This is a genomic window from uncultured Paenibacillus sp. (assembly GCF_963515335.1).
In the GTDB taxonomy this organism is placed as follows: Bacteria; Bacillota; Bacilli; order Paenibacillales; family Paenibacillaceae; genus Paenibacillus_I.
Window position 1 is genome coordinate 1 of record NZ_CAUPYC010000103.1, and the last position, 8140, is coordinate 8140.

The 8140-nt window shown below is 59.7% G+C and carries 7 protein-coding genes; 4 read left to right on the forward strand and 3 right to left on the reverse strand.

From position 1 onward, the window contains the following. Both RWM61_RS19600 and RWM61_RS19605 read right to left on the reverse strand, forming a co-directional pair. On the reverse strand, nucleotides 1-296 hold a 296-nt coding region (locus RWM61_RS19600), incomplete at its 3' end, for an erythromycin esterase family protein (RefSeq protein WP_314003985.1). A gap of 90 nt (nucleotides 297-386) precedes the next feature. After that, nucleotides 387-2771 (reverse strand): polysaccharide lyase 8 family protein, encoded by a 2385-nt coding sequence (locus RWM61_RS19605; protein WP_314003988.1) that lies wholly within the window; start codon nucleotides 2769-2771, stop codon nucleotides 387-389. A 214-nt stretch (nucleotides 2772-2985) separates the two neighbouring features. Between RWM61_RS19605 and RWM61_RS19610 the strand changes: the two genes are divergently transcribed. After that, the gene (locus tag RWM61_RS19610; protein WP_314003991.1) at nucleotides 2986-3543 is read left to right on the forward strand and encodes a CBO0543 family protein; all 558 of its coding nucleotides are present in this window, start codon (nucleotides 2986-2988) and stop codon (nucleotides 3541-3543) included. A 95-nt stretch (nucleotides 3544-3638) separates the two neighbouring features. Further along, on the forward strand, nucleotides 3639-4385 hold the full coding sequence (gene map, locus RWM61_RS19615; protein ID WP_314004001.1) for a type I methionyl aminopeptidase: 747 nt from the start codon (nucleotides 3639-3641) through the stop codon (nucleotides 4383-4385). Nucleotides 4386-4516: 131 nt separating this feature from the next. Here the strand turns inward: map and RWM61_RS19620 are convergent, their stop codons facing one another. Continuing rightward, nucleotides 4517-5944 carry a S41 family peptidase gene (locus RWM61_RS19620; protein ID WP_314003994.1) on the reverse strand — a complete coding sequence of 476 codons (1428 nt, stop codon included), beginning with the start codon at nucleotides 5942-5944 and terminating at the stop codon, nucleotides 4517-4519. Between the two features lie 227 nt (nucleotides 5945-6171). Here RWM61_RS19620 and RWM61_RS19625 point away from each other — a divergent pair, with 227 nt between their 5' ends. Both RWM61_RS19625 and RWM61_RS19630 read left to right on the forward strand, forming a co-directional pair. Then, nucleotides 6172-6975, forward strand: a complete 804-nt coding sequence (locus RWM61_RS19625; RefSeq protein WP_314003996.1) for a Cof-type HAD-IIB family hydrolase — start codon at nucleotides 6172-6174, stop codon at nucleotides 6973-6975. Nucleotides 6976-7262: 287 nt separating this feature from the next. Further along, nucleotides 7263-7835 (forward strand): GNAT family protein, encoded by a 573-nt coding sequence (locus RWM61_RS19630; protein ID WP_314003998.1) that lies wholly within the window; start codon nucleotides 7263-7265, stop codon nucleotides 7833-7835. The last annotated feature ends 305 nt before the right edge of the window (nucleotides 7836-8140 follow it).

The following is an 8140-nucleotide window of genomic DNA, read 5'->3' on the forward strand; positions in this document are numbered from 1 at the left end:
CCTTCTCCATCTCCATCTCCTTCTCCATCTCCATCTCCATTTCCTTTTCCATCCCCGTTACCATCCCCGTTACCGGTAAGCAGCAGCACCTTGTCATAAGCTCCGGCCCGGTGCAGCAAATCTTCCCGGCTCCCGGCAATCGCCCTCGGCACCTCCATCGTTTCGATGCCGCCGCCCCACCGGTCCGCCGCGATGACGGTACCGCGGCGGGTGCCGAAGCCGACCGCGAATACACGCTCCTCTCCCTGCTCCTCGCGCACAAGCCGGCCGACATTGACCATCCCGTCCGCTTCCATATCCGTCGCTCTCGCATCGCCGAAAAAAATCGCCCCCCGCCCGATCAATCGGGCGTAAGGGGCGATTCTCCAGATTGCCTTATGATACGTTCATGAACCCGCCGATCCGTTCACTTTCTCGAAAAACACCCGGATGCTCTCGCCCGCGGCTCCCGCGACGTCGACCTTCAGCTTGATCGCCGGCGACGTCTCAAGCACCTGAATGCGCGGATCCGTTTTCTGCACGGCATAGCCGGGCTTATCCAGCACGACCGTTACGCTTTGCTGCTTCTGCGTCGGATCGGAAACCGCCGCCTCCAATATCCCATTGCGCTCTCGCATCATGACGGCGGACGGCTGCTCGGCGCGGATCGCCCCCGCGGAGCCTGCCTTCCAGAAGTTCGCCGCGACGATGCCCAGCGTCCGTTCCTCCACCGCGTGAACCGTCTCGTCTTGCGCCAATACCGAGATTTCCGGATTTGCGCTGTAGGCTTCCGTTTGGGCCGACGTCCGGTTCGGCAGCAGCACATACGCGTAGCCAGCATTATCCGGAAGCTTGCCGTGATCGATCCACATCGTCATATAATTGCGCGCCACCGCCGCGCCGGACTGGCCTGCGCTTATGCCCGCCCAGCTGCCGGTGCGCGCTTCGCGGAGCATCGACACGTCCGTCGGCTTCGGAAACACATAGCCGATGCCGCTGCCCGCCAGATGCGCCCACTTCACGCCGGTGAAATTCGCCGAGGAGCCGAGCAGCGGAAGCCGATTGCCGCCGTCGACCGTCAGCGTTTCCGTTCCTGCTGCCGACAGCCTCCGGTTCTCGACCGTCGTCTCGTAAGTGCCGGACACACCGGCCGTGATGCCGCTGCCCAACGCCACGATCTCGTTGTCGAACATGAACCAGGACTTGCTGCCCGTCAGGCCGCTTCCCTCATATTGAAATTTCATCCCCGCGCTTCCGTAAGCCCCGGTAACGGAGGCTCCGCCTACCCATGTCTGCGAGCTTCGGCCGGACGCCTTGGGCTTGCCGTCGTTCGTCGTACCCGGCAGCCTGAGCGGATCGACCGTCGGCCAGAAGCCGTCGCCGAACGGGTTGATGTCCTTGTCGTACAAATACGTCATGCCGCTCCCGCTGTACCAGCCTTTCACATTCTCGCCGTTGAGCGTTTCGTAATTGCGGATCCGGTCGGAATACATGCTAACGCCGAAAACATAATCCGGACGCTTATGGACGACCCGGTCCATGGACGGGAACCGGTAGTGGAAGATCCGGTCGCCCGCCGGCACGATCGCGGCGTCGTCAAGGAGCGACTGCACCATCTGGATGCCGTCGATGTTCAGGCCGTAATAGGTGTTTTTCAGTACCGTGTCGTTCAGGTACCAATACTTCAGCCTGCCGAGCACTTCCGCCGCCTGATCGGCGGGGAGCAGATACGAAATGCGTTGAAAAGCGTGCATGACCGTCCGTCCGATCGTGTAGGAATCCGAGTTCTGCCGGGCAGCGGCCCGGCCGCGAACCATATCGAGAATGGCGCCGTCATGCATCAAGGGCTCGAATGAATAACGGAACCAGTTGTACAGCGTCTTCACTTGAGCGGAGCTGATTTCCCAGCTGCTGCCGTCCAGGAGCCGTACCAGTTTGGACAAGCCGTCGATCATCACGACGCCGTAGCTTCCGGTATACGCGATATCGCGGTGCTGGATGAACGAGCCGTCCTTATAGTAGCCGTCCCCGGACGCCACGATTTCGAATACCGGCGGCAGCGCGGCGTTTGCCTGCGCGATCCTTGCGCCGTCGCGCACCAGAATCCCGTGAAGCGCCGCGATCAGCGCCTTGTCGACCCGATTGGCGCCGGTCTCCGGTGTGTTGTATCCGTTGGCGCGGATGCCGGGGTCCGGGATCATCGCGCCCATGGCCCGGCCGTACCGGGCGATCATCTCCGGCTCGAACCGGTCGTACATCAGCACCAGAATGTCCACAATCTCCGCCGGCGAGCCGATTTCCCATTCCCACCAGTTGCCGTACCGCACCGAACGCTCGTTATAGCGGTTGTCGTACATCCACTGCATGGCGGCTTCGATATCGTTGCCGAGGGCCTCGTTCTGATAAAGCGGAGCGCCCCTGGTCGCGTAAACGAGCGCAAGCTGCCCGATCCGCTTGAATTGCGCGGTTATATGGGCAGGATTCGTCGTGCTTTGAAGATCGGGCCACAGTCCCGCCGAGCCGTCCAGGTTAAGCGTGTCCAGGATACCGGTGCCCTGCGCATTGGTCACCTTCGAAATCCGTTTGATATAAGCGTCGATCGCCTTATCCTTTACGTTGTAATCGCCCGTTCCCGTCAGCTGGCTCAGCCACTTCAACCGCAGCGCGTCGAACTCGTCCTGCCCGGCTGCAGCCGCCTTGGGCGACTGGACCGCCGGCGCCGCCAGCAGCAGCACCAATATCATTCGCACGATAAGACGCGGTTTCATGCCGCGCCGTAAACCCGATTTCATTTGCCGTATTCCCACTTTCCCCAGTACTTGTTCCATGTACATAAGGATACAGGAAATATATTCAAGGTTTATTGAAAAAGAATTAAGCCGGTATTAGGTTTGGGGCCGTGAAATCGCAAACATTTCCGAACCGGAACGGAATGGAAACTTTTTTTTCGGCAAAGCTAGACAGGCAGTCTCTAATTCGCCAATAGCGAGCGAGGTCACGCTTCGTATGCATGAGGATACTTATTTTAAAAAAGACGCCCAACTCTACGACAAAATAGCCGCCATACATGATGAGAAATACGAGCTGTGGATTGAACAAGTGCTTTTCTCCTGGCAATGGTGGATGGGCGTGCTGCTCACGGTTGTCCCCTGGGTGCTGTGGTTATGCTTTCGGAAAAAGGAAAGCACATACCGCCTCCTGCTGTCGGGCCTGTTCATCGTGTTCATCAGCTCATGGCTGGATTTCATCGGCATTAGTGCAGGAAAATGGCACTACCATTACGACGTGCTGCCTTTGCTGCCCTCTTTTACCCCTTGGGATTTTTCCGTTTTGCCCGTACTGGCCATGTTCCTTATTCAGATCAAGCCGAAAGTCCATCCGTTCCTCAAAGGGATCGTGTATGGGGCCATTAGCGCCTTTGCAGGCGAGCCGATCTTCATCTGGTTGGAACTGTACACGCCCGAAAACTGGAAAACTTATTACTCGTTCCCGATTTTTGTGCTCATTTATTTGTCCGCGCACTGGTTGAGCGGGCGGAAGCATTTTGCGGAAATCAAGGAATGAGTCGGATCCGTTGCGGCATCGTATGTCATCGTTACGAAAACCGGCATAAGCTGATGGAGGATATGCCGGAACGGCAGGAGGATGTTGATTGCGCGATGGTAATATTGAAAAGCAAGCCTGAGATCGAAGCGATGCGCAAAGCCGGGCAGCTCGTCGCCGCATGCCATAAGGCGCTTGCGCCGATGGTTCGTCCCGGCGGCACGACGCGCGAAATCGATTCGTTCGTCGAGGACATGATCGTGCGAAACGGCGGCCAGCCGTTTACAAAAGGCTATAAAGGCTACCCCTACGCGACATGCATGTCGGTCAACGACGTCATCGCCCACGGCTTTCCCGGCGACGAGCCGCTGAAGGAAGGCGACATCATCACGATCGATATCGTCGCCCGGCTGGACGGCTGGCTCGGCGATTCGGCATGGACCTACGCCGTCGGCAACATTGCCCCGAATGCGCAGAAGCTGATGCGGGTGACGAAGGAATGTCTCGAGCTCGGCATCCGCCGGGCGATGCCCGGCAGCCGGCTGGGCGACATCACGAGCGCCATCCAGACGCACGCGGAAAAGAACGGCTTCGGCATCGTCCGCGACCTGCTGGCCCACGGCATCGGCCGCAGCCTGCATGAGCAGCCGAGCTTCATGCACGTCGGCAAGCCCGGCAAGGGCATGCGCCTGAAGGAAGGCATGGTGTTCACAATCGAACCGATGCTGACCGAAGGCACCCACTACATGACGATCGCCCCCGACGGCTGGACGGCCCGCACGTTCGACCGCAAGCTGGCGGCCCAATACGAGCACACAATCGCCCTCACGGCGGACGGTCCGCTCGTGCTGACCGCGCAGTGAGGCTGACCGACGCCAACGGCCTGATCCTATTTAGCCGCAGAAAAGCCCGCCGCATCCGGCGGGCTTTTCTGCCGTTGCCCGAACGTGCGCCGGCAACCGCGCGCGCGGGCATCCATTCGTTCCGGCAAACGCTACTTGGCCAGCATCGCTTGCAGCGTTTCCCGCGCCTTGTCCACCTGCGGATCCTCTTCGGCGATTTTGGCCCTCAGCCGGTCCATCAGCTTGAAGGCCGTGCGCCCGCTCATCGTGCCGGTCGGCGTCAGCTTCTCGTCGCGCTGGAACTGCTCGACCGCCGCCGCCGTGTCGGCGTCGAAAATCCCTTCCGGATTCCCCGGGTCGTACCCGACGGCCGTCAGCATATCCTCCAGCGTCTTCACCCCCTGCCCGAACGCGCCCTCCTTAAACACCTCGTCCGTGGGCAGCACAGGAAGCCTCGCATACGACGGCAGCTCGACCTTCACATCCGGCTCAATGCCCTGCTCGTGTATCCATCGGCCGCTCGGCGTCGTCCACTGCGACTCCGTCAGCTTCAGCACCGAGCCGTCCCCGAACTGCCGGAACGTCTGCACGATGCCTTTGCCGAACGATTTTACGCCGACCAGCTTGGCGCCCGCCGATTCGCGCAGGGCCGCCGCAAGCACCTCGGCGGAGCTGGCGGAGCTTTCGTCGATCAGCACGACGATCGGGATTGTCCACGGCTCCTTCTGCTCCGAGCGGTAGGTGGTTTTCCGGCTTCCGTTCTTATAGACGACCTGCAGCAGCACCTTATCCTTCGGCACCAGCCTGTTGGCAATGCCGATCGTTGAATTGACCAGTCCGCCGGGATTCATGCGCAGGTCGAGCAGCAGTCCCTTCATGCCTTTGTCCAGAAGGCCGTCCACAGCGGCGTTGAATTCCACGTCGGTTTTCTCGGCGAAACGCGATATTTGCACCATTCCGAGTCCGCCGGGCAGCAGCTTGGACGTGACGGTGCGGATCGGCACCGGCTTGCGGATCAGCGTCACATCGAACGGCTCGGCCAGGCCGGCGCGCGCGACCGTGATTTTTACCTTCGTGCCCTCTTTGCCGCGCGTCAGCTTGACGAGCTCATTCAACGTTTTCCCCCGCATGGACACCCCGTCGACAGCCGTGATCACATCGTCCTTCAACAGGCCCGCCAGCTCGGCAGGTGCGCCCTTGAAGGCCGTATTGATAACGAATTCGCCGTCCTCCTGCCGGATCTCGACCCCGATGCCGACTATTTGATCGTCGAAATGCTGCACATAATCCTCGCCCTGCTCCCCCGTAAAATACTCGGAATACGGATCGTCGAGCGAAGCCGTCATTCCCTCTGCAGCCCCATGGATCAGCTCGCTCGATTTCGCGCCGTTCAAATAATCGTTCATAATTTCCTTATACGTGTAATCCAGATTGGCAAAAGCGGGATCCTTCAGCATCGGGTACCGGTTTTCCGTCCACCATCTGCCGCCTGCAAAACCGATCGCGCCTGCCGCCACTGCGCCCGCAATAGCAAGCGCAGCCCAGCGGCGCCGTCCCGCTTTGGAAGTGAAAGGGTACATGCTCGCATCTCTCCTATCGTTGTCCGTACTTCCCAAGATAACTCATTCGCATCTTTGCTTCAACCTCACGCGCCTATTGTGAGAGTATGCGAACAAGCCGCCGGATAGAAGCGGGTTGTCCTTCTTGCCGCTGCCCGCCTTTTTCGCTACAATCAGGCTAGCGTGTGCAAGAACGACCTGAATCGTATAGGGAAAAGATAACAAGGGAGAAGGAGCAGGAGCCTGCTATGTACAAATTGATTGCCATCGATGTCGACGACACCTTGCTGAACGACGATATCCAAGTAACGGACGCAACAAAGCAAGCGCTGGCCGCGGCCGTCGCCAAAGGCGTGACCGTTACCCTCGCAACCGGCCGCATGTTCGCCTCCGCGCAGAAAATCGCCAGGCAGATCGAGCTGAACGTGCCGATCATCACCTATCAGGGCTCGCTCGTCAAAACGCTGCTCGACGGACAGGTGCTGTACGAGCGCAGCGTGCCGGCCGATGCGGCGGAGGAGCTTTTCCGCTACTGCCGCGACAACGGCCTCCATCTGCAGCTTTATGTACGGGACGAGCTGTACACGACCGAGGACAACGACAAGGTCCGCGCCTACTCGAAGCTGTCGAACGTGCCTTACACCGTTGAGCCCGACTACGCGAGGCTGCTCCGGGAGCCTTTGACGAAAATGCTCATCATCGACGATCCGGCCCGTCTCGATGAAGTGGCGGAGGCGCTTCGCCCCCTGATCGGCGACCGGGTCCACATCACCAAATCGAAGGCGCATTACCTGGAATTCATGCATAAGGAAGGCACGAAGGGCCATGCCGTCGCCTTCCTGGCGGAACGGATCGGCTGCTCGACGGAGCAGGTGATCGCCATCGGCGACTCCTGGAACGATCACGAGATGATCGAGGTCGCCGGGTTGGGCGTGGCCATGGGCAATGCCGTGCCGTCGCTGAAGGCGATAGCGGACTACGTCACGCTGACCAACAACGAGGAAGGCGTGCGGCACGTCATCGAGAAATTTATTTTGAATGCCGAAGACTGAAATGGTCCCAAGCCACCTCGGCAAATGCCGGGGACGGCGCAGCCGTCCTGCACGGCACCATCCGGCACCATCGAGCACTATGCCAGCACCATGCAGCACCGCAACGCGCGCCGAAAGAGGCGCGCGTTGTTTTTCGGCCCGTCGATTCCTCCCGGAAAAAATAATGGCCGCCTGCCGCTTTAGCCCGTTTCAAGTTCGCCATTTTGTTGTATAATGAGGAAAGTACGTTATATAACACAGCCGGCGCGTTTGTTTGAAATCGCTTACAATGTGAGGAGGAACCTAGGATGTTTGCTTACTCCCTGACTGATCGGACGGACATGAAGCTGCTGGAGCCGGAGCATTCGGAAGCGCTGTTTCAATTGACGGACGACAATCGGCCTTTGCTGAGCGTCTGGTTCTCGTGGGTCGCGGGCGTGAAATCGCCTTATGACACGCGGGCGTTCATCGACGATCTGAACAGGCGGCGGCGCATCGGCGACGCCTACGGCTACGGCGTGTATGAGGAAAATCGGCTGGTCGGCGTCGCGGAGCTGTCGGATGTCAATTCGCCCGACAAATGCGGCCGAATCTCCTACTGGCTCAGCGAGAAGGACCGCGGCAAAGGGCGAATGACCCGCGCATGCGGCCTGCTGACGGCGTTCGCCGTCAAGCAATGCGGGCTTAACCGCGTCGTCATTCGCGTGGCGGCCGACAACCCGCGGGGCAGAGCCGTGCCGGAGCGGCTCGGCTACACCCTCGAAGGGATAGCCCGCCAGGCCAAACGGCGAGAGGTCGGCTTCGTCGATATGTCGATCTACAGCATGCTGGCCTCGGAATGGGCGGAGATGGACCGAATGTCCAGATATGTAGGCTATTAAAGAAACTTTGAGGGCACAACCGGCGACAAATCGGTTGTGCCGTTTTTTCGAAAACGAAGGGGGAAGATTTCCCCGCGCTCCCGAAGCTGGGTTTACTTGTGGCAAGAGTTGATGACTCTCGTCAGCAAATGCTTCCGGCTTAAAATCGGCCCCACACTTGCCCCTTTCTGCGTTCTCGCCCATCAAGTCGCGGCATTTTGCAGGGTTACGGGGGGGGGCGGCGAGCAAATAAGCGGCATTTTGCAGGTTACGGGGGGGCGAAGAGGGGGCGGCGGGCGAATAAGCGGCATTTTGGCGGTTACGAG

What these genes read in the sequence shown, in the direction of transcription:
- RWM61_RS19605 (WP_314003988.1), bottom strand. Translation starts at nt 2,771, where the DNA reads ATGAAATCGGGTTTACGGCGCGGCATGAAACCGCGTCTTATCGTGCGA.
- RWM61_RS19610 (WP_314003991.1), top strand. Translation starts at nt 2,986, where the DNA reads ATGCATGAGGATACTTATTTTAAAAAAGACGCCCAACTCTACGACAAA.
- map (WP_314004001.1), top strand. Translation starts at nt 3,639, where the DNA reads ATGGTAATATTGAAAAGCAAGCCTGAGATCGAAGCGATGCGCAAAGCC.
- RWM61_RS19620 (WP_314003994.1), bottom strand. Translation starts at nt 5,944, where the DNA reads ATGTACCCTTTCACTTCCAAAGCGGGACGGCGCCGCTGGGCTGCGCTT.
- RWM61_RS19625 (WP_314003996.1), top strand. Translation starts at nt 6,172, where the DNA reads ATGTACAAATTGATTGCCATCGATGTCGACGACACCTTGCTGAACGAC.
- RWM61_RS19630 (WP_314003998.1), top strand. Translation starts at nt 7,263, where the DNA reads ATGTTTGCTTACTCCCTGACTGATCGGACGGACATGAAGCTGCTGGAG.